General features: G+C 69.0%; 25 protein-coding genes. 16 read left to right on the forward strand and 9 right to left on the reverse strand.

Features of this window, described 5'->3' with window-relative positions; all coding sequences use genetic code 11:
* Window positions 1-2: 2 nt before the first annotated feature.
* On the reverse strand, window positions 3-1,247 hold the full coding sequence (locus BJY22_RS42945) for a substrate-binding domain-containing protein (RefSeq protein WP_167207220.1): 1,245 nt from the start codon (window positions 1,245-1,247) through the stop codon (window positions 3-5).
* Between the two features lie 117 nt (window positions 1,248-1,364).
* On the opposite strand from BJY22_RS42945, the gene BJY22_RS14920 reads away from it, so the two are divergent.
* Window positions 1,365-1,940, forward strand: a complete 576-nt coding sequence (locus tag BJY22_RS14920) for a histidine phosphatase family protein (RefSeq protein WP_167207222.1) — start codon at window positions 1,365-1,367, stop codon at window positions 1,938-1,940.
* Window positions 1,941-1,965: 25 nt separating this feature from the next.
* Here the strand turns inward: BJY22_RS14920 and BJY22_RS14925 are convergent, their stop codons facing one another.
* The gene (locus BJY22_RS14925; RefSeq protein WP_167207224.1) at window positions 1,966-2,940 is read right to left on the reverse strand and encodes a type IV toxin-antitoxin system AbiEi family antitoxin domain-containing protein; all 975 of its coding nucleotides are present in this window, start codon (window positions 2,938-2,940) and stop codon (window positions 1,966-1,968) included.
* A gap of 76 nt (window positions 2,941-3,016) precedes the next feature.
* Window positions 3,017-3,613: a TetR/AcrR family transcriptional regulator gene (locus BJY22_RS14930; protein WP_167207226.1), complete on the reverse strand. Its 597-nt coding sequence runs from the start codon at window positions 3,611-3,613 to the stop codon at window positions 3,017-3,019.
* Between the two features lie 102 nt (window positions 3,614-3,715).
* On the opposite strand from BJY22_RS14930, the gene BJY22_RS14935 reads away from it, so the two are divergent.
* Window positions 3,716-4,129, forward strand: coding sequence for a DUF4267 domain-containing protein (locus BJY22_RS14935; protein WP_167207228.1), 414 nt, complete (start codon window positions 3,716-3,718; stop codon window positions 4,127-4,129).
* Here the strand turns inward: BJY22_RS14935 and BJY22_RS42435 are convergent.
* Entirely contained in the window at window positions 4,111-5,190 is a 1,080-nt protein-coding gene (locus BJY22_RS42435) for a GNAT family N-acetyltransferase (protein ID WP_272954822.1), read from the reverse strand. The genes BJY22_RS14935 and BJY22_RS42435 overlap by 19 nt on opposite strands.
* Window positions 5,191-5,202: 12 nt before the next feature.
* Window positions 5,203-5,601: an NUDIX hydrolase gene (locus tag BJY22_RS14950; RefSeq protein ID WP_167207230.1), complete on the reverse strand. Its 399-nt coding sequence runs from the start codon at window positions 5,599-5,601 to the stop codon at window positions 5,203-5,205.
* Window positions 5,602-5,700: 99 nt separating this feature from the next.
* Here BJY22_RS14950 and BJY22_RS14955 point away from each other — a divergent pair, with 99 nt between their 5' ends.
* From BJY22_RS14955 to BJY22_RS15005, 11 genes are all read left to right on the forward strand, one after another.
* Window positions 5,701-6,582 carry a PHP domain-containing protein gene (locus BJY22_RS14955; protein ID WP_167218255.1) on the forward strand — a complete coding sequence of 294 codons (882 nt, stop codon included), beginning with the start codon at window positions 5,701-5,703 and terminating at the stop codon, window positions 6,580-6,582.
* Complete coding sequence (locus BJY22_RS14960) at window positions 6,579-7,196, forward strand: MarC family protein (RefSeq protein WP_167207232.1); 618 nt, start codon at window positions 6,579-6,581, stop codon at window positions 7,194-7,196. Before BJY22_RS14955 ends, BJY22_RS14960 begins: the two co-directional genes overlap by 4 nt.
* A complete protein-coding gene (locus BJY22_RS14965) occupies window positions 7,193-8,089 on the forward strand; it encodes a RecB family exonuclease (protein ID WP_202891117.1) in 897 nt (298 codons plus the stop codon). Before BJY22_RS14960 ends, BJY22_RS14965 begins: the two co-directional genes overlap by 4 nt.
* Before the next feature lie 200 nt (window positions 8,090-8,289).
* On the forward strand, window positions 8,290-9,135 hold the full coding sequence (locus tag BJY22_RS14970) for an alpha/beta fold hydrolase (RefSeq protein WP_167207234.1): 846 nt from the start codon (window positions 8,290-8,292) through the stop codon (window positions 9,133-9,135).
* 237 nt (window positions 9,136-9,372) lie between these two features.
* The gene (locus BJY22_RS14975) at window positions 9,373-10,170 is read left to right on the forward strand and encodes an ABC transporter permease (protein WP_337758699.1); all 798 of its coding nucleotides are present in this window, start codon (window positions 9,373-9,375) and stop codon (window positions 10,168-10,170) included.
* Window positions 10,163-10,978, forward strand: a complete 816-nt coding sequence (locus BJY22_RS14980; RefSeq protein ID WP_337758701.1) for an ABC transporter permease — start codon at window positions 10,163-10,165, stop codon at window positions 10,976-10,978. Before BJY22_RS14975 ends, BJY22_RS14980 begins: the two co-directional genes overlap by 8 nt.
* Window positions 10,979-10,981: 3 nt before the next feature.
* Window positions 10,982-11,947: an ATP-binding cassette domain-containing protein gene (locus BJY22_RS14985; protein ID WP_167207238.1), complete on the forward strand. Its 966-nt coding sequence runs from the start codon at window positions 10,982-10,984 to the stop codon at window positions 11,945-11,947.
* A 142-nt stretch (window positions 11,948-12,089) separates the two neighbouring features.
* The gene (locus BJY22_RS14990) at window positions 12,090-13,085 is read left to right on the forward strand and encodes an NADP-dependent oxidoreductase (protein ID WP_167207240.1); all 996 of its coding nucleotides are present in this window, start codon (window positions 12,090-12,092) and stop codon (window positions 13,083-13,085) included.
* A 43-nt stretch (window positions 13,086-13,128) separates the two neighbouring features.
* On the forward strand, window positions 13,129-13,977 hold the full coding sequence (locus tag BJY22_RS14995; protein WP_167207242.1) for an alpha/beta fold hydrolase: 849 nt from the start codon (window positions 13,129-13,131) through the stop codon (window positions 13,975-13,977).
* Window positions 13,974-14,780 (forward strand): strictosidine synthase, encoded by an 807-nt coding sequence (locus BJY22_RS15000; RefSeq protein WP_167207244.1) that lies wholly within the window; start codon window positions 13,974-13,976, stop codon window positions 14,778-14,780. Before BJY22_RS14995 ends, BJY22_RS15000 begins: the two co-directional genes overlap by 4 nt.
* 53 nt (window positions 14,781-14,833) lie before the next feature.
* Window positions 14,834-15,436 (forward strand): TetR/AcrR family transcriptional regulator, encoded by a 603-nt coding sequence (locus BJY22_RS15005; RefSeq protein ID WP_167207246.1) that lies wholly within the window; start codon window positions 14,834-14,836, stop codon window positions 15,434-15,436.
* Between the two features lie 14 nt (window positions 15,437-15,450).
* Here the strand turns inward: BJY22_RS15005 and BJY22_RS15010 are convergent, their stop codons facing one another.
* Window positions 15,451-15,765, reverse strand: a complete 315-nt coding sequence (locus tag BJY22_RS15010) for a hypothetical protein (protein ID WP_167207248.1) — start codon at window positions 15,763-15,765, stop codon at window positions 15,451-15,453.
* Window positions 15,762-16,592 (reverse strand): hypothetical protein, encoded by an 831-nt coding sequence (locus BJY22_RS15015; RefSeq protein ID WP_167207250.1) that lies wholly within the window; start codon window positions 16,590-16,592, stop codon window positions 15,762-15,764. The genes BJY22_RS15010 and BJY22_RS15015 overlap by 4 nt, the downstream gene beginning before the upstream one ends.
* A gap of 200 nt (window positions 16,593-16,792) precedes the next feature.
* On the opposite strand from BJY22_RS15015, the gene BJY22_RS15020 reads away from it, so the two are divergent.
* Together BJY22_RS15020 and BJY22_RS15025 are read left to right on the forward strand one after the other, a co-directional pair.
* Window positions 16,793-17,314: an RNA polymerase sigma factor gene (locus BJY22_RS15020; protein WP_238350365.1), complete on the forward strand. Its 522-nt coding sequence runs from the start codon at window positions 16,793-16,795 to the stop codon at window positions 17,312-17,314.
* Complete coding sequence (locus BJY22_RS15025; protein WP_167207254.1) at window positions 17,311-18,357, forward strand: hypothetical protein; 1,047 nt, start codon at window positions 17,311-17,313, stop codon at window positions 18,355-18,357. The genes BJY22_RS15020 and BJY22_RS15025 overlap by 4 nt, the downstream gene beginning before the upstream one ends.
* Here BJY22_RS15025 and BJY22_RS15030 read toward each other — a convergent pair.
* Window positions 18,350-19,225, reverse strand: coding sequence for an alpha/beta fold hydrolase (locus BJY22_RS15030; RefSeq protein WP_167207256.1), 876 nt, complete (start codon window positions 19,223-19,225; stop codon window positions 18,350-18,352). The genes BJY22_RS15025 and BJY22_RS15030 overlap by 8 nt on opposite strands.
* A gap of 50 nt (window positions 19,226-19,275) precedes the next feature.
* Here BJY22_RS15030 and BJY22_RS15035 point away from each other — a divergent pair, with 50 nt between their 5' ends.
* Window positions 19,276-20,028, forward strand: a complete 753-nt coding sequence (locus BJY22_RS15035; protein WP_167207258.1) for an AAA family ATPase — start codon at window positions 19,276-19,278, stop codon at window positions 20,026-20,028.
* Here the strand turns inward: BJY22_RS15035 and BJY22_RS15040 are convergent.
* Window positions 20,022-20,921 (reverse strand): DUF4349 domain-containing protein, encoded by a 900-nt coding sequence (locus BJY22_RS15040; protein WP_238350366.1) that lies wholly within the window; start codon window positions 20,919-20,921, stop codon window positions 20,022-20,024. The genes BJY22_RS15035 and BJY22_RS15040 overlap by 7 nt on opposite strands.
* Window positions 20,922-20,966 lie beyond the last annotated feature (45 nt).

A 20,966-nucleotide genomic window follows, 5' to 3' on the forward strand; every position in this document is an offset into this window, starting at 1 on the left:
AGCTACTGCTGTGCATCCCCCGGATTGGTGCCGCAGCTGTCCCGCAGCACCAGTTGTGTCTCCAGTACGTCGTTCCGCGCGCGGGTACGGGCCCCGGTCACGCGCTCGTGCAGCCGCTCCGCGGCCACCCGCCCCAACTCGGCCATCGGCTGCCGCACGGTCGTCAACCCCGGCGACACGTACCGAGCCGCCATCACGTCGTCCCACCCCGTCACGACGATGTCGTCCGGAACGCGCACCCCGTTCGCGACGAACGTCGTCAACGCCGCCAACGCAAGCTCATCGTTCGCACACACAAGCCCATCGGGCCGCATGGCACCGCCCGCCGCCCCGCCCGGCAGCGGGCGTCCGCCCACCCCGCCGGCCCGCGGTTCTGCGTTCGCTCCGCCGGTCCGCGATTCTGCGTTCGCTCCGCCGGTCCGCGGGTCCGCGTCCAGCAGCGGCCTCCCGCCCGCTGACCCGGCGCCTCGTGCGCTCACCGTCTCCTCCCCGCCCGCCCCGCCCGCCCAGCGCGCAGCGCGGGGTGGGCGGGTTGTTGCCTGGAGCATCTTCTCGGCGACCTGTCGGCCGGCCTCTTCCGTCAGCGGGACCTGCACCGGCTTCGGCACCTGCAGCCCGCGCAGTTCGTGGGCCTTCGCGAAGCCGGCGTACCGCTCGGACACGTCGTACGAGCTCGCCGGATCACCGACGAAGAGCAGATTGTCCCGGCCGTGCTCGAGCAGCCGGGTGGTGAGCTGCTCCGCGCTCGCAGCACTCTCGCTGCGGATCGAGTCGAACCCGGTGACGGGCGGATGCGCGATCAGCACCACCGGTACGCCGGCCTTGCGCAGCCCCTGCACCGTCGGCAGATCCAGAGCGTTGCCGTGCACAACGATCCCGTCGACGCGGCCGGCCAGGTCCATCACGGTGCGCCGCGGATCCGGGTTGCCGTGGGTCACCGTGATGACGACACTCTGCCCGTGTTCGCCGGCCCAGCGCTCGTACCCCATCAGTAGGTCGCCGTAGAACGGACCGGCGAGATCCGGCAGCACCAGCCCGTGTGCCTCGTGCCGCTGTACGGCGAGACTCCGCGCGGCCCGTAGCGGTACGTAGTTCAGCTCCCGGGCCGCCTGGTCGACCCGCTCGCGCGCCTTCGCCGACACCGGTCCGGTCCCTTGCAGGACACGCGAAACCGTCGCGATCGACAGCTTCGCGCGGGCCGCGACGTCGTAGATCGTCGCCGGCCGGCCGGGGGGTCCGGAAGCCACGGGGGCTCACTCCCTTGCTGAAAGTGGAAGCGCTTACAGTTTCGATACCTTGCCGTGGATCGTTCGAACGGTCAAGGGTTCGGCGCCGGTCGATCCGCGGTCTGCGAGGATGCAGGGGTGACCACAGAGGAACGCAAGGACCGGGTCTTCCTGGTCCGGCACGGGGAGACCGAGTGGAGCAGGTCGGGCCGGCACACGTCCGTCACCGACCTCCCGCTGACACCGGAGGGCGAGCGCGTGGCCGCGAGTCTGCGGGACCGCCTGGCGGAGGAGTCCTTCGACCTGGTGCTGACCTCACCGCGGCAGCGCGCCCGGCGTACGGCGGAACTCGCCGGCTTCCCGGACGCGAAGGTCGACGACGACCTGGTCGAATGGGACTACGGCGACTACGAAGGCATCACCACCGCGGAGATCCGCAAGACCGTCCCCGGCTGGACCGTCTGGGACGCCCCTGTGCCCAACGGTGAAACCGCGGCCGAGGTCGCGGCGCGTCTCGACCGCGTCAACGCCCGCCTGGCCGCCGTCCCCGGAGACGTGCTGGTCTTCGGCCACTCCCACGCGCTGCGCGGACTCACCGCCCGCTGGCTCGAGCTCGACGTCACCGGAGGCCGCCACTTCGTCCTCAATACCGCCACCATCTCCACCCTCGGCTGGGAACGAGGCTCGCCCGCCATCCTCCGCTGGAACAGCTGACCGTCTTTCCGGAACATTTCTCGCACTATCCGGCAGAAATGTTCCGGGAAGCTGAGACGGGACACCTCGAGGAGCAAGGAGTGGCGGTGAGGGAAGGATGCGTACGGCGGAGCACCTGGACGACCTGTACCGCGGCGTCGCAGGGCCGGTTGGTGATGTCGAACCAGCCGTAGCGCAGGGTGGCCTCGGCGCGGAGGGTTGCACGATTGTCCCGGTCGAGGTCACGCCAACGCTGGTGCGGTACGAGGTGCAGTCGCCCGTCGAGCTCCACGTTCAACCCGGTGTAGTACACGTCGGTGAACTGACCGTCCACTGAGCGCTGGCGTTTCGCGCGCGGCAAGCCGTGCCGCCGCTCCACGTCTCGTGCGTACCGGATCTCGAGCAACGAGTGCGATCCCGCGACGACGTCCGCGATGATCGGCTGCAGGCTCCCGCGGTGCCGGAGCCGCCGACGTTCCGCCAATGAACTCAGGAGATCGTCAGCGCCGACACGGCCGCTCTGACATGCCTCGGCGATGACTGCGGCCGCCTGATCCAGCGTGGATGTGATGCCCACGATGTCGAGGACTGCGTCGGCCGGTGTACGTCGCGGCGGGGCGACCGCGGCGAGCCGGTCGGCCCAGTGCTCGTCCCGACGGATGACCAGGCCCGGCCTGCCCCGCACCTTTCGCTGCTCCGGGATGGTCATGAACACGTGGCGTTCCGGATCCGGCTTGATCAACCCGAGCTGCTCGGCTGCGGTGTAGTGGCTCCACGCCGCGGCGGGACCGGCGTACAGCAGCGCCGCCAGCAGACGTTCGCCGTACGCGATCGGGCCTGTGTGCGTGACGTAGACGCCAGGGTGCACGGTGCGCCAGCGGCCGGTGCGCAGCGGCTTCCGAATCCGCGCCTCAGACCAGCCCGCCGCGAGCAGCTGCGCGCGCGACACGCCCCCGCCCTGATCGTGGATCAGCGCATCGATCCCCTTCTCGCGCAGCCGTCCCGTCCACCACCACTCCACCGCCCCAGGATGGCCGATTTCGCCGGTGCGCGCCGGACGCCCTGTGGACAACGGGCCGAGGCCCGCTTTCCGGAACTTATTCGGCAGTATTCGGCGAATTGTTTCCGGAAAGGCGGGCTACGAGGAGGTCGACGCGGGCGTGGCGGTGGGTGGGGCGGAGGCGGCGGGCATGGTTGAGGGTCGCCTGGCCGTGGAGGGCGCTCCAGAAGACCTCGGTCAGCGTCTCCGGGTCGTCATCGCCGGCGAACGGCTCGACCGCGGCCTGGATCTCGCCGAACGCGGTCTTCAGGAGCAGCGGGCTGTCAGCGCTCGCGAACTCCAGGTCGGTCGGGCGGACGAAGATCGCCTCGTAGACCGCCGGATGGGTGAACGCGTAGTCGAGGTACGCCCCGGCGAGTGCGCGCAACCCGGCGACCGGGTCCGGTGCGCTGCGACGGGCGTTGCGGAGGAGATCTATCAGTTCCTCGATACCGTCGATCGCGACCGCGTCGGCGATCGCATTCATGTTCTTGAAGTGGCCGTAGAGGACGGGTTGGCTGTAGTCGACGGCCTCGGCGAGGCGGCGGGTGGTGACCGCGCCCCAGCCCTCTGCCTCGGCGAGCTCGCGGGCTGTGCGCAGGATCAGCTCACGGCGCTCCAAGCGGGCCCTCTCCCGGCGTGACGTTGTCGGCATGTCCCGAACTCTAGCACCGCTAGACATTCTAGCAATGGCAGAGTTAGCATCGCTAGGAAAATTAGCGCTGCTAGATCACCGTCGAGTGCAAGGAGTACTGCGATGCGTCGCTTCACCACTGTTCTGACTGTTCTGCTCGGCGTCTTCCCGCTCACGTTCGGCTCGCAGTACCTGTTCGACGGGGCCAGTGCGGCCGCCAACTTCGGGATCGACCCGTGGCCGACCGGCACGGCCGCCGGGTACTTCGCGGTGAAGGGCATCCGCGACATCGCCCTCGGGCTGGTCGTGCTCGCCCTGTTCGCGCTCCGTCAGCGCCGCGCGACCGGCGTCGTACTCGCGATCGTCGCGATCGTGCCGATCGTGGACATGATCACCGTCTTCAGCCACGGCGGACCGGCCGCGACCGCGCTGGGCGTGCACGGTCTCACGGCCGCCGTCATCCTCGTCGACGCGTTCCTCCTGCTCCGCGAACGCGAGGTCACCACCGGGGAAACGCTTCAGCCGGCCCACTCGTAGAGCTCGATCGTGCAGTACTCGCGGAACCCGAGCCCCTCGTACACCGACCGCCCGGCCGGCGACGACCCCAGTACGGCGTACTCAACAGCAGCCCCGTTCCCTGCCCCGGAGCCGGACCGGACGTCGGCGCCGGACCGGGTGTCGGACTGCGCGTCGGCGTCGGACTGGGCGTGGGACCTGGTGTCGGGTCCCGGGCCGGAGTGGGTGTCGGATCCCGGGCCGGTGTGGGTGTCGGATCCCGCACCGGGCTGGGTGTCGGACTGGGCGTCGGCGTCGGATCCCGCGCCGGGCTGGGCGTCGGATCCCGGGCCGGAGTGGGTGTCGGATCCCGCGCCGGAGTGGGCGTCGTTTGCCGCGCCCGAGCGGGCGTCGGATGCCGCGCCTGAGTAGGCGTCGTTTCCGGTGTTGGGTGCCGTCGCGCGCAGGGCGCCGTACGTGATTGCTGCCCCGATGCCACGGCGTCGGGCCTCCGGCACCGTCATCACGAAGTACACCCCGGCGACGCCGGCCCCGAGGAACACGGTTGCCGTCGCCACCGGCGTACCGTCCAGCCATCCGACGTAGTGCCGCCACGGATCGCCGTACCCGAGCTTCCGGTACACCGACGCGACCCACCGCGCCTCTCGCTCGCCCTCACCGAACCCCTGTCCGAGCGTCGCTTCCCACACCGCCAGTGCGTCGTCGTCGCCGACCCGCGTGATCGTCAGCCCCGGTACGGCGCGGGGCGCTCTGAGGTCCGCGATACGCACCGCCATCCCGGGTTCCGACCCACCGGAGACGAACCCGGCCGCGGTCAGGGCCGCCCGCAGCTCCGACCGGTCGACCGGCATCGACGGCCCCGCGTGCCAGGTCCCGGGTACGCCGTGTTTCTTCAACTCCGCCAGGGATTCCGCGACGACGGCGACGTCCGAGGCCCGCACCACGGCGTTGTGATAATCGATGGGCGAACCACCGATCGTCCACTCCGCCCGGTCGTCCGCGCGCTGCGACCCGCCGCCCGCGGCACCCATTGCCATCAGCAACTCGGCCGCGTTGTCCTCGATCGCCCGAACGATGTCCATCAGCTCAGTGAATCAGCCGGGAAGGGCATTCCACTGCTCCAAGGTGGAGACGAGCAGCGTCGTGGTGGGAAGGACCGCGATCTCGGAGCGGGTCACGAAGCGGGCGTCGGTCGCGTCGTCACCCGGGGTGAGCGTGCCGCCGACGGCCGTCGCCTCGTAGTCGCGGATCACGTACAACTGTCCGCGCTGTCCGGGCCGTTCCACCTCGCCGACCAGGTTCCCGACCTCGACCGTCAGACCGGTCTCCTCCGCCACCTCGCGCGCCACCGCGGTCCGATCGTCCTCGCCGGGTTCGACGCGACCGCCCGGAATCGACCAGAGTCCCCGGCCGGGATCGTGCGCGCGGCGCACCACGAGCAGCCGGTGCTCCTCGTCGTACACCAGGGCACCCACACAGTCGACGCGCTCCATGCAGCACAACGATATCTGTGCACAACTGCAAAGGGACGTCGGTGGACGCGGATAGCATCAGCCGTGACACCTGACCCGGCGAAGGGACGCGAACCGCTCGTGCGCATCGACCTGCACACACATTCGAACCGCTCGGACGGCACCGACCTTCCTGCCGTCCTGATGACGCACGCGCAGCAGGCCGGTCTCGACGTGATCGCGCTCACCGACCACGACACCACCGACGGCTGGGAAGAGGCAGCCCGGGCAGCGGAGCGGCTCGGGATCGGGTTCGTCCCGGGGCTGGAGATCTCCTGCAAACTCAACGGGATCAGCGTCCACCTGCTCGGGTACCTGCCCGATCCGACGTACGCGCCGCTCGCGAACGACCTGCAGGTGGTCCGCGAGGGCCGCACCGACCGGATCCCGACCATCGTCGCCCGGCTGAACAGCATCGGCGTACCGCTCACCGTCGACGAGGTGCTGGCCCAGGCGACGGGTACGCCGTCGGTCGGCCGCCCGCACGTCGCGGACGCGCTCGTCGCGAACGGCACGGTCGCGAACCGGAGCGAAGCGTTCGACAAGTACCTCGCCGACGGTCGCGCCGGTCACGTGCCGCACTACGCGCTGGAGCCGGGCCGCGCGATCGACCTGGTCCGTCAGGCGGGCGGCGTGCCGGTGATCGCGCACCCGTGGGGCCGGTCGAGCTACAAGGTGATGACCGAGGACACCCTGTCCCACCTGGTCGAGGACCACGGGCTGGCCGGGATCGAGGTCGACCACCAGGACCACTCGCCCGAGTCCCGGGAGGCCCTGCGCGCGATCGCGCGGAATCTCGGCATCATCTACACCGGCTCCAGCGACCACCACGGCCTCGGCAAGATCGACCACGACCTGGGTGTGAACTCCACCGAGCCCGAGCAACTCGACCGCCTGCTCGAGGTGGCGAAGGCCAACGCCGCCGCGTCCGACGTCCGGGTTCCCGAGGCCTTCCTGCCGTGAACAGTGTCATCAACCTCGGGTTGCTCAGTGAGGTCGTGGTCACGCTGTTCGTGATCATGGACCCGCCGGGCACCGTGCCGGTCTTCATCTCGCTCACCGCCGGTCAGTCCCGCGCGGTGCGGAAGAAGGCGGCCTGGCAGGCGGTGCTGGTCGCGTTCGGCGTGATCGTCGTGTTCGCGGCGTTCGGCCAGCAGATCCTGCACAACCTCGGCATCACACTGCCGGCCTTGCAGGCCGCGGGCGGTCTCCTGCTCCTGCTGATCGCGCTGCAGCTGCTGACCGACACCGCCGAGGACCCGGTCCAGACCAAGAACGTGAACATCGCCTTCGTCCCGCTCGGTACGCCGCTGCTCGCCGGGCCGGGCGCGATCGTCGCGACGATGGTGTTCGTGCAGCGTGCGGAGGGTTCGTTGCCGGACGTGATCGCGATCTCGGTCGGCATCATCGCGATCCATTTGGTGATGTGGCTGACGCTGCGGTTCTCCGGCGTGATCATGCGGATCCTCGGCGAGAACGGCGTACTGCTCGTCACCCGGATCGCCGGTCTGCTGCTGAGCGCGATCGCCGTACAGCTCGTGGCCGACGCCGTCACCGACTTCATCAAGGCGGGATGACGGTGGACGACCTGCTCCCGGGGATGCCGACGCGGCTGTTCGTCGCGACGCCGACGAAGTTGCTGACGTTCGCGGACTGCAAGCGGAAGTACCGGTACACGTACCTCGAGACACCGCGCCCGCCGAAGGGGCCACCGTGGGCGCACAACACAGTCGGCGCGATCGTGCACGAGGTGCTCGCGGACTTCTTCGGGCGCTGGCCCGCGTCCCGCCGTACGCCGGACGAGGTCGTCGCGAAGATGCGCTCGAGCTGGCGCAGCGAAGGGTTCCGCGACGAGCGGCAGTCGCTCGACTGGCGGGACCGGTCGACCGAGATGGTGCTCGGGTACCTGCGGGATTCGGATCCGTACTACGAGCCGCGCGGAGTGGAGCGCACCGTCGCCTTCACCACGGCGCGGGCCTCGCTGCGCGGCCGGGTCGACCGGATCGACGAACGGCCCGCGCGCGACGGCAGCGGCGGGACCGAGCTGGCGATCGTCGACTACAAGACCGGGCGCCGGCCCCTGACCCCTGTCGATGCGCGGTCCTCGCTGGCGATGGCTCTGTACGTGCTGGGTGCCCGTCGCGTGCTGCGCAGGCCGTGCACGCGGGTCGAGCTCCACCACCTGCCGACCAACACGGTCGCCGCGGCAGACCACGACGACGACTCGCTCGCGCGGCACCAGAAGCGCGCGGAGTCCATGGCCGACGACGCGGCCGCAGCCGAGGCACGATGGGCCGAGGGACTGACCCCCGCCGAGGCCGACGAGGCGTTCCCACCGGAGCCGTCACCGCTGTGCGGCTGGTGCGACTTCGCCAAGATCTGCCCCCAAGGCCGCCGCGAGTCCCCGACCCGCGACCCGTGGGCTGGCCTGGACGAAGGCGACCAGCCCCCGATCGCCGAGGCAGGCTGAAGCGCCGCCGGGACTGCGGCGGCTCGACAGTACGTATGCGCCCACTACCCGGTCAGCGGGTGCCCGCGCACGCCTGACCACCAGGCCGATCGGCGGACACCTCCTGTCGAGCTGCTGATCTCCGACGGCGTGCCAGCGCCGTGTGCGTCCCGTGCCAGCGGGTGGGTGGACCCTCGAGGTGAACGGAAGGGGCTCGCCTGATGGGTGCGAAGACTGTGAACAAGCTGGCGGTGCCGGGGGCAACGCTGCACTACGAGGTCACCGGCTCGGGGCCGGTGCTGCTGCTGATCGCCGGCGGCGGGACCGACGCCGGGGTGTACTCCGGGATCGTCGGGCAGCTCGCCGCGGAGTACACGGTCGTGACCTATGACCCGCGGGGAAACTCCCGCAGCCGGTACGACGGTGACGCGACGGACGAGTCGATCGAGCAGTCGGCCGCGGACGCGCTGGCCCTGCTCGACGCGGTGGCCGGAGCCGGCGGCGAGACGGCGTACGTGTTCGGCAGCGGTGCCGGCGCGATCACCGGGCTCGAGCTGATCTCCCGGCACCCGGACCGGGTGCGGATGCTGGTCGCACACGAGCCGCCCTGCACCGAGATCCTCCCGGACGCCGCCGACGCGCGGGCGTTCTTCGAGGAGGTCTGCACGGCGTACCGCGAGGAAGGGCTGACCGCGGCCGACGTGGTGTTCATGATGGGCACCGGGATGGACGACGACGCGATGCCGCCGCTGGAGGACCTGCTGCCGGAGTACCGCGAGCTCGCGGAGCGGATGCAGGCGAACGCGGCCAACTTCTACGAGCACAAACTGTTGCCGTTCACCCGCTACGTGCCGGATCTGGACGCCTTGAAGCGGGTCGCCGACCGGGTCGTGCCGGCCGCGGGCCTGGAGTCGTACCGGCATCTGCCCGGGCGGCCTGTCGAGGTCATCGCCGAGCATCTCGGGTGGCCGGTGGTGATGTTCCCGGGCGGGCACGGCGGGTACTCCAGCCACCCGGCTCCGTTCGCCACTCACCTGGCACACCTGCTGAGGAGCGACACGGTGTAACCTCCGGCCACCGGTCCGGGCGCGGGTCTGAGGGGTCCCGCGCCCGGACCGGTTATTTGTGTTGACGCCCGCGCGAACCACGGCGTACCGTCCCTCTCCTGCCTTGACAATCGGCGTGGTTCGCCCATGCCGTCACAGTGGTGTCCGAACCCCCGGGGTCCAACTGATCCGGGGCAGTTCTGCGTGCCCTGTGGCCAGAATCTCGGACACCACCCGGAGTTTCGAGAGGAGGTTGCAGTGGGCGTGTACTGGGCGATCGCCGTACGGTCCTTCCGGCGGTTCTCGACGTACCGGATCGCCACCGTGTCCGGCGCGTTCACGAACACGGTCTTCGGGTTCATCCTCTGCGGCATCTACCTGACCCTGTGGCACGAGCGCCCGGGGCTCGGCGGGTACGACGTCTCGGATGCGCTGACGTTCGTGTGGCTGCAGCAAGGGCTGCTGATGCCGGTCGGGATCTGGGGCGCCACGACGACGGGGGAGCTGGGGGAGCGCGTCCGCAGCGGTGAGATCGCGGTGGACCTGTACCGGCCGACGCACTTGCTGCTGTGGTGGCTGTCGGTCGACCTCGGGCGGGCCGCGTTCCAGTTGCTGGTGCGCGGCGGAGCGCCGCTGCTCGTCGGAGCGCTGGTGTTCGACCTCAAGTTCCCTTCCACCCCGCTGGCCTGGCTCGCGGTCGCGGCCGGTGTGTTCCTCGCGATTCTGGTCAGCTTCGGGATCCGGTACCTGGTCGCGCTGTCCGGGTTCTGGATCACCGACACCCGCGGAACGGAGCAGCTGGCGCTGGTGCTGTCGACCTTCTTCTCGGGGATGGTCCTGCCGCTGGTGGTGTTCCCGGGGTGGATCGGTGAGTTCGCGCGGGCGACGCCGTGGGCCGCGACCATGCAGGTGCCGATCGACATCTGGCTGGGCCGGAACCCGGGTGGCACCGGTTCGGCGCTGATGTTCCAGCTGGGCTGGATCGTCGTGCTGCTGCTCGCCGCGCAGCTGATGACGTCGGTGGCGACGCGGAAGGTGGTGATCCAGGGTGGTTGAGCGCGTGCTCCGGGCGCCGTCGCAGTACTGGATGCTGATCCTGATGTGGATCCGCTCGTCGATGGCGTACCCGACGTCGTTCGTGCTGATGCTGGTCAGCTCGATGGTGCTGACCGTGATGGACTTCGTCGCGATCGCGCTGATGTTCAGCCACATCTCGTCGTTCGGCGGGTTCTCGCTGGCGGAGATGGCGTTGCTGTACGCAACGGCCTCGATGACGCTGGGGATCGCGGACCTGTTCACCGGGTCGATCGAGCGGGTCGGGGAGCGGATCCGGACCGGGACCTTCGACGCCTACCTGATCCGCCCGGTGCCGGCCTTCCTGCAGACCGCGGCGGACGGGTTCGCGTTGCGGCGGATCGGGCGGCCGTTGCAGGCGCTGATCGTGCTGGTGCTCGCGCTCCGCCGGCTCGACGTCGACTGGACGGTTGCCCGGGGCATCATGCTGGCGGTGTCGCTGGTCGCCGGATCGGTGATCTTCGGCGCGATCTTCGTGCTCGGGGCCGCGTTCCAGTTCGTCTCGCTGGACTCCGCGGAGCTGGCCAACTCGTTCACGTACGGCGGGCAGACGTTGACGCAGTACCCGTTGGCGGTCTTCGGCAAGGAGATCGTGCGGGCCGTGACGTTCGTCGTACCGATTGCCTTCGTCAACTACTACCCGGTGCTGTTCGTACTGGGTAAGCCGGCCCCGCTGGGGCTGCCGTCCTGGATCGGGCTGCTGTCGCCGCTCGTCGCGGCCGTGATGATCGCGCTGGCGTCGCTGGCGTGGCGGGCCGGTCTTCGTCGCTATCGCAGTACTGGGAGCTGAACCGTGTCACTTTCTGAGCCGGTCATCGAGTTGTCGGACGTGTCGCGGGCGTTCACCGTGCGGTCGCGGGCCGGGTGGCGGCGGACGCGTCGCGAGGTCCGGGCGGTGGACGGGCTGTCGTTCACCGTGGAGCCGGGGGAGGTGATGGGGTACATCGGGCCGAACGGCGCGGGCAAGTCCACGACGATCAAGATGCTGACCGGGATCCTGGTGCCGTCCGCCGGGTCGATCCGGGTGGCCGGAGTGGACCCGTCGCGGCACCGGCTGAAGCTGGCGAAGCGGATCGGGGTGGTCTTCGGCCAGCGCACGACGCTGTGGTGGGACCTGCCGTTGAAGGACTCGTTCGCAGTCCTGCAGAAGATGTACGGCGTACCGCTCGCACGTCACCGGGAGAACCTGGCGACGTTCGTGGAGCTGCTCGACCTGGGGGACCTGCTGGACGTCCCGGTGCGGCAGCTGTCCTTGGGGCAACGGATGCGCGGTGACATCGCGGCCGCGTTGCTGCACGATCCCGAGATCGTCTACTTGGACGAACCAACGATCGGGCTGGACGTGATCAGCAAGGCCCGGTTGCGCGAGTTCCTGGCCCGGATCGCCGCGGACCGCGGTACGACGATCATCCTCACCACGCACGACCTGGACGACATCGAGGCGCTGTGCAGCCGCGTGATGGTCATCGACCACGGCCACCAGATCTTCGACGGCACCCTTCCGCAGTTGAAGTCCAGCCAGTCAGCGCCGCGCACGCTGGTGGTCGACCTCGCCACCTCACTGCCGGCCATCGAGGTCCCCGGAGCCACCGTGGTCAAGGTCGAGGGTCCCCGCCAGCACCTGACCTTCCCGACCACCACCAGCGCCGCCCCGATCCTCGCCGAGATCGCGGCGAACTACCCCCTCGTCGACCTCTCGATCGCCGAACCGACGATCGAATCCGTCATCACCCAGCTCTACAGCCCGACTTCCCCGTAGATCTACGCCCGAAGCAGCGCCTGCCGTTACTCCACACCCTGGGGTGACGGCTTTCGCTTTTTCTGGCCGCTTGACATGTTGACTGAGTGCGCTCATTATTGAGTCAACTCAGATTAACTCGTCAGACCCGAAGGAAGTCGCGATGCGAGCGTTCGTCGTCACGCAGTACAAGGGGCCGGTGCAGCCCGCGGACGTCCCCGAGCCAGTGGTCGGGGATCACGACGTCCTCGTCCAGGTCCAGGCGGCCGGGCTCAACATGCTGGACGAGAAGATCCGGGCCGGCGAGTTCAAGCTGATCCTTCCGTACAAGCTGCCGCAGATCCTCGGTAACGACGTCGCCGGAACGGTGATCGGCGTCGGCGCGAAGGTCCGTCGGTTCACGCTGGGCGACGAGGTGTACGCGCGGCCCCGGAAGGACCGTATCGGGACGTTCGCGGAGCGCATCGCGGTCGCCGAGTCCGACCTGGCGCTCAAGCCCGCGTCGATCAGCCTCGAGGAAGCCGCCTCGCTGCCGCTGGTGGCCTTGACCGCGTGGCAGGCCCTCGTCGAGCGGGGCGCCGTGCGGCCGGGGCAACGGGTCCTGATCCACGCCGGCGCCGGGGGAGTCGGGTCGATCGCGATCCAGCTCGCCAAGCACCTCGGCGCCACGGTCGCCACCACGGTCAGCGCCGGCAACGTCGACTTCGTGCGCGGGCTCGGGGCGGACGTCGTCATCGACTACCGCAACCAGGACTTCGAACAGCTCCTCGAAGGCTACGACCTGGTGCTCGACAGCCTCGGCGGCAAGAACCTCGAGAAGTCGCTGCGGGTGCTGCGCCCCGGCGGCAAGGTGATCGGGATCGCCGGTCCGCCCGACGCGGCGTTCGCCCGCGAGCTGGGCGCGAACCCGGTGCTCCGGCTCGTGATGGCCGCACTGAGCAGCGGCATCCGCCGCCGGGCCCGGCGCCTCGGCGTGACGTACGAATTCCTCTTCATGCGCGCCAGCGGTGAACAGCTGCGGCAGATCACTGCCCTCGTCGACAGCGGCGTACTGCGCCCCGTCGTCGGACGGGTCTTCGATTTCGACCAGACCGTGCAGGCGGTGCAGTCGCTGGAAGGCGGCGGCATCCGCGGCAAGGCCGTCATCAGCAAGGCCTGACAACCCATCTCGTCATGCACGGACCAGGAAACCGGAGAACCTCATGAACACCAACGTCGTCACTGCCTACAAGGATGCGCCGAACCGCACAGTCACCACCGGCGGCGTCACCTACTCCTACCGCGAGCTGGGACCGAAGGGCGGCATCCCCGTCGTCTTCTTCGTCCACCTCGCCGCGACCCTCGACAACTGGGACCCGCGCATCATCGATCCCATCGCGCAAGGTCGCCACGTCATCGCCTTCGATCAACGCGGTGTCGGGGGCTCCACAGGCCGGGTGCCTGACAGTGTCGAAGCGATGGCGGACGACGCCTACAGCTTCATCACGGCGCTCGGGTTCGAAAAGGTCGACGTCTTCTCCTTCTCGCTCGGCGGCATGGTCGCCCAGGCGCTCGTGGTGAAGCATCCCGAGCTCGTCCGGAAGCTCGTCCTGACCGGCACCGGCCCGGCCGGCGGCAAGGACATCGACAAGGTCGCCCGCACGACGTATTGGGACATCCTGCGCGCGACCGTGACCCGGTCCGACCCCAAGGAGTTCCTGTTCTTCAACCGCAACGCCACCGGCAAGCCCGCCGCGCGGGCGTTCGTCAACCGGCTCGCGGAGCGCACCGTCGACCGGGACGCGCCGATCAAGATCCAGGCGTTCCAGACGCAGTTGAAGGCGATCAAGAAGTGGGGGCGCTCAGCTCCCGCGGACCTGTCGACGATCACCCAGCCCACCCTGATCGCCAACGGCGACAACGATCGCATGGTGCCGTCGGTCCTCTCCGAGGATCTGCACCGGCGCATCGCGCACAGTGAGCTGGTCATCTACCCCGACTCCGGGCACGGCGGCATCTTCCAGTTCCACGAGAAGTTCGCCCCCGTCGCGGTCGAGTTCCTCGCGCGATGAGTACGTCGTCGTTCGCTGCACGGCTTGACGTGCAGAAGCACTTCAGCTCCTCGATCCTGCTCTGGGTACGCAGCGATCAGCCCCGCCAGACCGGAATGGCCTACTGGAAGAGCCCGCACTCCGGGATCATCTCGGCCACTCCGGGCATGTCGGAGTACCGGCAGCTCCATCTCGCCGAGCAGAACCCGGGCCTCTGGCCGGTGACCGACAGGGTGGAGACCTCGATCCCCGTCGGTCGGAAGATCGACGGCGTCGCGGAGGTCACGCTGCAATCGGTACTTTCGCCGCTGCAGGGGCGGAAGCAGACGCGCCTGGCCTACGAGGACGAGGTCAACGTGTTCCGCCGTACCCTCCTCTACGCCGGCCTGCCGAACTCGTCCCGCTGGTACGACGTCGCGCCCCGGGGAGCTGCGGTCGGTGCCCGCGCGCTGGTTTACCTCCGACGCAGAGACGGGGTCGGCGGTCGTACGTTCCGCAGGTACGTCAACGAGCAGCTCGTCCCCGCACTTGCCGGCACCGGAGTGCTCCGGGAACTGCGCACGCAGACCTTCCTGCCCTGGATCGAGAAGCTCTGGGACACCCCGAACGTCGCCCACGACAACCCCGACGACCAGCACTTCCACGCCTCCATCGTCCTCGGGTTCGCCGACGCCGCGGCACGGGACGCCTTCTTCAAGAGCCCTGAGGTCGCGGAGCTCTCCGACGCACTGGCACCGTTCGCCTCCGCGGTCCACGCCTACGAGGTGTCCGAGGCGCTCACCTTCGTGAAGGACGGCGTGATCCTTCCGCAGTACCAGCAGTAGCCGCCGTGGAAGAATGAGCGCCCGAGCCCACACAGCAGAGAGGGACAGCAGGTATGCCACTCGGCTCCCAACCGGTCGGCCGCCGCGAGCGGAACAAGCAGCAGAAGCTCGACCGCATCACCGCCGCCGCTCGGGAACTGTTCGCCGAGCGCGGCGTCGACGAGGTCACCACCCAGGAGATCGCCGACAAGGCCGACATCGGCGCGGGCACCCTGTTCCTCTACGCGAAGACCAAGGGCGAGCTTCTCCTGCTCGTGCAGAACTCCACGTACGCCGACGCACTCGCCGAAGGCAGAGCGGCCGCCGAGGGCATCCCCGACCTGCTCGACGCGGTGATGGCGATCGTCCGCCCGGTCGTGGAGTGCAACCGCAAACAGGTCGACAACGGCCGGACCTACCTCCGGGAGATCGTCTTCGGCGACCCCGAAGAACCCCACCACCGCGACGCACTAGGCCTGACCGTCCAGACCGAAATGGCAATCGCCGACGTCCTCCAGCGCGACGACCACATCACCCCCGACGACGCGGCAACCCTCGCCCACATCGTCTCCGCCATCATGTTCGTCAGCATGGCCGCAACCATCAACATGACCAACCCGGTAGACGACATCGTCAAAGACATCACCAACCAGGTCCGCGTCCTCCTCCCACACTGACCCGTGGGCAGCCCTCAGGCGAGGTCGGCCGCCATCGAGGCGAAGACGATCTCGGGGTCGAGGCCCTTCGTGTCCTCGCGCCACGTGCGGACGGCGTCCGGGAACTCATCCTCGTCGACGAAGCCGACGCCTGCCTGGATCAGTCGCTTCGCCTCAGCGATACCGATGTCGACGTACTGCAGCCCGTTGAGGAAGTAGTAGTCGTGCCGGGCACCCTCGTTGTAGTGGAACTTCCCGGTGTTCCCGACGTACGTCCAAACATCCTCCTCCACCAACGCCGCCACCCACAGCTCCTTCTCCCCGTCCTTGACCAAGAACAACCGCGTCATCGTGAAGTCCCGTCCTGTCGATTCCGAAACTGCTGGTGGGTCTGTTTCCGCGTCCGGTCCGGCCCGGTCGTTCGGGCCTGACCTGCATCCGTGCGGTCCTGCTGACGCTGCTTACCGTAGCTAATGGCCTTGACCGGCACGCCTCCGAGTTCTTTGAGGTCGTCGATGCCGGCGGGTTGTTTCATCTGGTCGGACAGAGCGATGCACTCCCGACGGGCCGCGTCGCGCGCAGCCAGCGGCTGATTGCGGTCGCGCTCGATCTCGTACAGCGGCGTCGTGCGTTCCTTGACGTCGATCGACTCGTCCGAGTGCACCTGCAGCTCGACCCGCTCCCCATGGGCATGCAGGAAGGCGTGCAGGCCCTTGTAGCGGCTGCCGTCGACGTACGAGTGGTGCGCGGCCTCCGTCATCCAGTCGCCGTGGTTGAGACGATCGATGGTCCGTACGGCGGCCTCGGTGAGCTCGTCCGGATGTTTGACCGCGGCGGTGTAGCGGAGTACGTCCTCCGGGACTTGCTCGGTGCGGCGGTAGAACTGCTGGTACGTGATCAGCTTCCGGGCAAGGGACTGAGGCGACTTCAGCCGGTTCTCGAGATGGTACGGCGTTGCCTCCGCTCCGATCGCCGCTACGACGGCGTCGGTGATGTCAGGCTCCACGGTTGCTGCCTTTGTCAGTAGCTGCAGGCTCTCCGCGGTGGACCTGTCGCCGTACTTCGCAGCGATGTCGGCCTTGGTCGGGATTGGGTCTCCCCAGTTGAGCGGGCGGCGCTCGGACAGCTGGGCGTGAAGGTCCGCCGGCTCTGGCAGGTTGTTCAGCCCCGTGTGCATCTGGCTCCTCTGGCGTGGTGGGTCTGTCCTTCGACCGTAGGGAGTTCGGTGGGGGCTGTGGGGTGGGAATTGGGATCTGTGGATAACTCGGGTGGGTTACGGAACGGGGTGGGGTGGTGACCTTGGGGTGGTGGGGTCGTTGAAATGCGGGTAGGGGCCAACCGGGTGTGGTGATCGGGGGTAGAACAGGTATGCCGACGATGACGGATGAACCGGTGGCGGGGGTTGCGGGGCCGCCGGGGGACGGGGTGGGGTTCGTCGCGTGGGTGCGGCCGCATCTGGCGGCGATGGCGCGGCTGGCGGCGCGGCTGGCGGTCGGGGCGGATCGGGACGACATCGTGCAGGAGGCGCTGGCGCGGGCGTGGGTCAAGCGGTCGCAGTACGACCCGAGCCGCGGTACGCCGTCCGCCTGGCTGCTCGCGATCACGGCCGACCAGGCCCGCAAGGCGGTACGGCGGATGCGCGCGGGCGGGGCGTCCTTGTCCGTGGTCGACGACTCCGCCGGACCGTCGGTGCGGCCGGATCTCGATGCCCGGATGGATGTCGAGCACGCGATCGGATCGCTCACGGACCGCCAGCGGCTCGCCGTGGACTGCTACTACTTCGCCGACCTGTCGATCGCCGATACCGCCGCCGTCATGAGGTGCTCCGAAGGCACCGTCAAATCCACTCTGTCCGACGCCCGCGCCCGGCTCCGCACACTCCTCGAGGTCACCGAATGAAGCCTGTTGACGAAGTAGACGAGTTGCTGACCCGCGCCGGTGCCCGCTGGCGGGCCGATCAGGACGCCCCGCCGGAACCCGATCTCGAGTACGTGACGAGCGGCGGCCGGAAGCGCCGTCGCTGGGTGCCGGCGCTCGCCGCGGCCAGCGTGGCGGTGATCGCCGCCGGTGTCGTCGCCGTACTCCCGGATCCCGAGCCGCCGGTGGCGCAGCCGGCGAACGGTACGACGGCCACCCCGCAGACGTTTGCTCAAGGCAACGACAAGCTGCTGGTGAAGCCCGGCGACAAGGTACGGGTGAGCGGGCAGATCATCGCCGCGCCGGGCAAGACGCCCGTGTTCTGCGCGCCGTTGGCCGTTCCCGCCATCGGGTACCCGCCCGGCAAGGAGCCGGCGCCGAGCTGCCCCGACCAGTTCGCGGTGAAGCTCAACGGTCTGGACTTCGACCGGATCCCCGGTAGCAAGACCACCAAGGGCGTCCGCTCCGGGTACGCGAGCGTCACGGGCATCTGGCGCGACGGCACCATCGACGTACAGCAGCAAGGGGAGGAGATCAGGCCGAACCCGGAGGGCCTCCCGAAGCTGCCGTGTGCGGCCCCGGCGGGCGGCTGGCAGTCGAAGCCGAGCAACATCTCCTCCACTCCGGTGAAGGCGTTTCTGAAGGCGCATGCCGACCAGGCGTACGGCCCGATCACCTACTACCCGCACGGCACCACGCGCAGCGCCCCTGTGGTGATCATGGTCGGCGTCGCCCACGGTGATCTGGCTGCGTTCCGTACGGCGTTCGAGAAGATCTACAGCGGCAACCTCTGCGTGACTCCGGTCCTGATGAGCAACGCCGACAGCGACCGCGTCGGTAACATGCTGAACAGCCTGCTCGCCAAGGACCATCTGGGCGTGTTCGCGAGTAGTGGCGCCGACGGGATGACCGGCGGTCCGGCACCGGTCCAGCTGCTCGTCTACACCGAGCAGGTGAAGGCAGCCCTCGCGCCTGTCGGTCTGGACCTGCTCGACATCCAGCCGCAGGTCAGGCCGGTCAGCTAGTCAGCAGACTCGGGTAGTCATGGAAGAAGTCGACCAGCAGGCGGGCGGTCTTCGCCGGCTGGTCGATGGCCGGTGAGTGGCCGGCGTCCGGGATGACCTCCGCCTCCACACCGAGGGCCGCGGCCATCGCCTGCTGGATCGGGATCGGCCAGCCGTCGTCGGCGGCGCCGTACAGGACCTGTGCCCGTACGCCGGACTTCGCGAGCTGATCGGTCTTGTCCTCGACGTCCGTCAACCGGCGAGTGATCTCCGCAAGGCTGATCGGCACGTTGCTGGTGAACCGCTTCCGCAGGAACGCGGCGACGTCCTCGGCCGGAGCGACGTACCCAGGGGCCTGGCGGTCGTGCTCGAGCTTCAGGTCGTACACCTGCCCGATCGGCAGGTTCTCCAGCCCGAACGCGAGCATCTGCAGGCTCTGCAGCGTCGCCTCGTCGGTGAACGCGGCAGGCCCCGAGCAGAGCAGGCTGATCGTCGAGAACACCGACGGGTCGATCAGCACGGCCTCACGCGCGACCAGCCCACCGAACGAATGCCCGACCAGCTGGCTGTACCCGCCGAGCGCCTTGCTCATCGCCACCACGTCCGCGCCCAACTCCGCCAACGTGTACGCCGACGCGTCGGAGGGACCTGTGGTCTCGTACTGACCACGCTGGTCGACAGCCACCGTCCGCCACCCGTACCGGCACAGGTGGTCGACCAGCGGAGCGAAGTCCTCCTTGCTCCCCGTCCACCCCGGCACGAGCAGCACTGTGCCCAGCGGCGTACCGATGTCCGGTACCGCGGTCAGCGTGGCGAACGCGCCACGCTCGGTCTCGAGCGTCTCCGGGTGCACCCCATCGGGCAGTGTCAACGTGCGCGGCGTACTCACAAGTAGACAGGGTAACCGGTCGGCGTTCCGGCATACGGCACAATGGCCGGGTGCCTCGCACTCTCGCGGTTGCCAATCAGAAGGGCGGCGTGGCCAAGACGACCACTGTCGCCACCCTCGGCGCAGCCCTGGTCGAGCTCGGCCAACGGGTCCTGCTGGTGGACCTGGATCCGCAGGCGTGTCTGACGTTCTCGGTCGGCATCGACCCGGAGGACCTCGACAGGTCGATCCACGAGGTGCTGCTCGGCGGAGTCCGCGCCCGCGACGTGCTGATCGAGTCCGAGGACGCCCCGGACCTGCTGCCCGCGACGATCGCGCTGGCGACCGCCGAGGTACAGCTGGCCCGGGAGAGCGGCCCGGAGCAGGTACTGCGAACCGCGTTGCGTCCGCTGCGTACGTCGTACGACTGGATCATCGTGGACTGCCCGCCGACGCTCGGGCTGCTCACGGTGAACGGCCTGTCCGCGGCGTCTGACGTCCTGATCCCCTTGCAGTGCGAGACGTTGGCGCATCGTGGCGTAGGGCAACTACTGGACACCGTGTACGACGTACAGCGGTTGACCAACCCGGGTCTGCACGTACTCGGAGTGCTCCCGACCCTGTACGACGGACGGACGACGCATGCTCGCGCCGTGCTGGAGACGATCGCGGACACGTACTCGCTCGAGGTGCTGCAGCCGCCGATCCCGAAGTCGATCCGGTTCGCGGAGGCCCCGGCGATCGGCGACACCGTCCTCACGACGGCGCCGGCCTCGCCCGGCGCGAAGGCCTACCGGGCGCTGGCCGGCGCACTGCTTCACTGACCGCTGTTGGGCGCCGGTGGCGGCATCGTCGGCTGCATCGCCGGCTGCCGACGCAGCTTGTGCCGGAAACGCCACAGCGGTACGGCGATGATCGCGAGCAGGATCAGGAACGGCAGCAGCGCGCCGACCGCCGTCGCGATGGCGGAGAACGCCGCGGTGAACGCGTTCCAGCCGCTCTTCAGACCGGCCACGAAGCCCTTGTCGGGCTCCTCCTCGGTCTTCACCGGCGGCTTGCCCTTCTCGGTCAGCGTCAGGGTGAGCGTCGCCAGCTCGGTCTGTAGTGCGAGGTTCTTCTGCTTGGCCAGCAGGGATTCCAGGTCGGCCTCGCGGCGGGTGAGTTCGCTCTCGACGTTGACGATCTCGCCGATCGTGTTGGCCTTCGCCATCAGCGCGCGCATCCGGTCCAGGCTGGCGCGCTGCGACTGGATCCGGCTGGCGACGTCCACGACCTGCTCGGTGACGTCGGACGACTCCTGATGGATCTGCAGCCGCTTGCCGAGGTCGGAGAGCCGCTGGATCGCGGTCTCGAACGACTTGGTCGGCACCTTGAGGACGAGGTTCGACCGGGTGATGGTGCCGTCGGAGTTGCTGCCGGTGTCCTCGGACGCGACCTGCCCGTTCAGGGAGGTGATCGCGGTGACGGCCTTCTGCCGCAGGTCGGAGACGTTCTCGCCCTCGACGGTCAGCGAACCGGTCTTGATGATCGCCCGCGTGATCGTCGGCTCGTCCCGGCTGTCGCCGCCGGCCGACTCCGACTTGCCGGCCGCGGGTTCCTGCGGTTTCGCGTTCCCGGCCGCCTCACCGGAGTCCTGCCGCGCGGGAGCCCCGCTGGTCGCGGTGTCGCTGCCGGAGCCACTGCATCCGGCGAGCACCATGACCCCTACCACAGCCATCGTGGCCGTTACTGCTCTGATCCGCCCCATCACCCAGCCCCTCTC

This window comes from Kribbella shirazensis, assembly GCF_011761605.1.
In the GTDB taxonomy this organism is placed as follows: Bacteria; Actinomycetota; Actinomycetes; order Propionibacteriales; family Kribbellaceae; genus Kribbella; species Kribbella shirazensis.